This is a genomic window from Streptomyces himastatinicus ATCC 53653, from assembly GCF_000158915.1.
In the GTDB taxonomy this organism is placed as follows: Bacteria; Actinomycetota; Actinomycetes; order Streptomycetales; family Streptomycetaceae; genus Streptomyces; species Streptomyces himastatinicus.
On the sequence record NZ_GG657754.1, the window covers coordinates 502,340 to 504,677 of the forward strand.

The window sequence follows — 2,338 nt, forward strand, 5'->3', positions numbered from 1 at the left end:
GCCGGGTGTACGCACGGTGGGCGAGCGCCTGGTTCCAGGCCCAGCCGACCAGCGCGGAGGTGGTGAGCGCACCGCTTCCGGCGGGCAGCCCGAGGACGTCGGGCGGGCCGCTGAGGAACGGCGCGCCCAGCGCGTAGCCGAGTCCGGGCAGGGCGAACACCAGCCCGCGGAACACGAACCGTCCGGGGCGCGCGGCCCAGGGGTCGGTGCGCGGCGGCGGTTCGGGGTGGCGGCGCGGTACGCGTGCGTACAGCTCGGCCGCCAGCTCGAAGGTGTCCCGGCGCCCGAAGCGCTCCTGCGCCTGGTCCCCGGTCAGCCCGTCGGCCTCCAGTACGGCCGCGATCTCGTCCGGGGTGGACGGCTTCGGCGATCAACTCGCCCCGTTCGGCGATGAGTTCGTCCAGCGGGTCCTTGGCCCAGCGAGGCCGCGCGGTGCCACCGACGCCGAGCTTTGGGCGCGGGTTTGCGGGACGCGGCGCGGGATCGGCAGTGTGCACCGCCGTCGGCCGCCGCAGCACGAGGGTGTCGTCGTGGCCGTCCTCGGCCCAGCGAGGCCGTCTGCGCGAACGGGCCCCGGGGCGCCGCGGCGGTGCGGACTGATCCGGGCCGGGCGGTACGAGTCGCAGCGGGCCGCTCATGCCGTACCCCCGGCGACCAGCGCCATCTCCGGAGCGGCCGTGACCCGGGACGTGGCGTCCAGCTCGTGGTAGATCTCGCGGAAGGCGCTGATGGTCTGGCGCAGGGTGAACTGCTCGATCACCCGCAGCCGGGCCGCCTCCCCCATTCCGGCCCGCAGCGCCGGGTCGCCCAGCAGCGTGAGCGCCGCCCGCGCCATGCGCTCCGGGTCGCGCGGCGGGACGACGAGGCCGCTGTCGCCGACCGCCTCGCGCACGCCGCCCACATCGGTCGACACGGTGGAGCGGCCGCAGGACATGGCCTCGATGAGGGTGAAGGGGAAGCCTTCGCTGATGCTGGAGAGCATGACCACGTTCCCCGCCGCGTAGGCGTCCCGGATGTCCTCCACCCGCCCCTCGAAGGTGACGGCGTCGGACACGCCCAGCTCCAGGGCGAGCGACTGGCATCCGTCGCGGTAGCCCTCCGCGCCGCGCGGTGTGCCCCCGAAGAGGCGCAGCCGGGCGTCGGGCAGCTCCTTGCGTACGAGGGCGAAGGCGCGGATCAGCGTCTTGAGGTCCTTGATCGGGTCGACGCGGCCCGCCCAGCTCAGAGTGGGGACGCCGGGTTCGGGTCCGGCGGGCGGGAAGGCGGCCGGGTCGACGCCGTTGTACACAGTGCGGATGCGCTCCGGCGGGGTGCCGCCGTGCTCCTCCCAGCGCCGGTTGTAGCGGTTGCCGGGGGTGACGAGCGCGGCGCGCCGGTAGCTCTCGACCGCCAGCAGCCGGAAGAAGCCGAGGAGCAGCGACTTGACCGGCCAGCTGTACGGTTCGGCGCGGAAGCCGAGGTAGCGCTCGCGCAGATAGACGCCGTGCTCGGTGAGCAGGAACGGGGTGCCGTACCGCTCCCGGGCCACCAGGCCCGGCAGCGCCGCGAGTCCGCCGCTCACCGCGTGGGCGACGCCCTCGGCCGGGGGCCGGGCGGCGAGCGGGCGCAGGGCGTGTTCCAGCAGGTCGGTCGCGGTCAGGGCGTCGTGCAGGGTGGGGCGTGCGGCGGCGGTCGGCAGCTGCGGCCGGGTCCATATTCGGGCCAGGGCGCGGGCTGCGGACTCCGAGGCGAGCGCCGCGGAGAGGGTGCCGCGCTGGGCGTACTCGGCGAGCCGGTACAGCTCCGGCGCGAAGGCGTGCTCCTGGGCCGGGTCGAGCAGGGCGAGCAGGAAGCGCTCGTACCCGGCCAGGAACGTCCGCATGGCCCGCCCGCGCGGGGCGCGCACCCGGACCGCCGGGGGCGGCCCCCACAGCGGCAGGCAGTCCACGCCGCGCACCTGGGCTGGCAGCTCCCAGGCGAGCGGTTCCCGTCCGGTGCCGGTCACCGCGATGACCCGGAAGTCGATGTCCGGCATGCCCCGCACGAGTTGGTCGCACCACACGCTGACCCCGCCGTGGCCGTGCGGGTAGGTGCCCTCGGTGAGCAGGGTCACCGAGACGGTGCCGGCCGTGGGCTCGGCAAGCGGTCCTCGCATGTCGGTTTCGGTCTCCAGGACGGCGCCGTGCGGACGGCGGGGAACGGGGGCGGTCAGGCGGCGCCGTGGGCGGCGCGGGGCCTCGGTGCCGTGGGCGGCGCGGGGCCTCAGTCGCGGCTGGTGTCGCCGGGTCCGTACGGCACCGGGGCGCGCACCCCGGCCGGGACGGGCAGCCGGTCGGCGGGCTTCGCCGCGCGGAGGGCG

The 2,338-nt window shown here is 76.1% G+C and carries 1 protein-coding gene; it reads right to left on the bottom strand.

Annotation, left to right across the window (positions count from 1 at the left end):
- Positions 1 to 634: 634 nt before the first annotated feature.
- Positions 635 to 2,134, bottom strand: coding sequence for a GT4 family glycosyltransferase PelF (gene pelF, locus SSOG_RS02120; RefSeq protein WP_009712542.1), 1,500 nt, complete (start codon positions 2,132 to 2,134; stop codon positions 635 to 637).
- Positions 2,135 to 2,338 lie beyond the last annotated feature (204 nt).